Origin of the sequence: Pseudomonas rossensis (assembly GCF_039888995.1) — a bacterium.
GTDB lineage: Bacteria > Pseudomonadota > Gammaproteobacteria > Pseudomonadales > Pseudomonadaceae > Aquipseudomonas > Aquipseudomonas rossensis.
Map to the genome: position 1 here is coordinate 1 of NZ_JBBWCB010000324.1, position 568 is coordinate 568.

Here is a 568-nt window from a genome sequence, read left to right on the forward strand (position 1 = left end):
CGTTTCGACTGCGCAGGAAGTGGGGCGAATTATAGACTTCCAGAATCTGCCGTCAACCCTTAATTGCGCTTTTCTATCAAACACTTGCAGTACGCCGGAAAACAGCCCGTTTCCTTTCTCTATATAGGAGAGCAAAACGAATCCTTCTATATAGAGGGATTGGAAATCCCGAAGTCCCTGGATAGTTTTGCGCAGCCCCAAAAAGAGAAACAGGACCAAGCACCAAGTGCTTGATCCCCTTAGGGCGGCCCCATCAGCTGCCGTACACTTTCGCCGCCGGCACCGCCCGGGCCATCAATTGCTCTACCGCCTGACCCACCTCGCCCACCGCCCAACGCCCTTGCCTGTCCAATTCCGGACCTCTACGCCAGCCGTCGGCAATCGACAACTTGCCGCCCTCGACTTCGAACATCTGCCCGTTGACCGCACTGGACGCTTGCGAGCCGAGCCAGACCACCAGCGGCGCAACGTTTTCCGGAGCGAAGTAGTCGAAGCCCTCTTCAGGTTTTTTCATGGTATCGGCGAACACCTGCTCGGTCATTCCAGTGCGCGCGGCCGGGGCCAAGGC

Annotated in this window: 1 protein-coding gene and 1 pseudogene; both read right to left on the reverse strand. The window is 57.4% G+C overall.

The annotated features are described in order from the left end of the window. Window positions 1–219, reverse strand: a 219-nt coding sequence (locus tag WLY71_RS30700) for a hypothetical protein (RefSeq protein WP_347806582.1), incomplete at its 3' end; no start/stop codon positions are given. A gap of 34 nt (window positions 220–253) precedes the next feature. Continuing rightward, window positions 254–568: pseudogene (locus WLY71_RS30705) on the reverse strand (short-chain dehydrogenase); the annotation flags it as partial.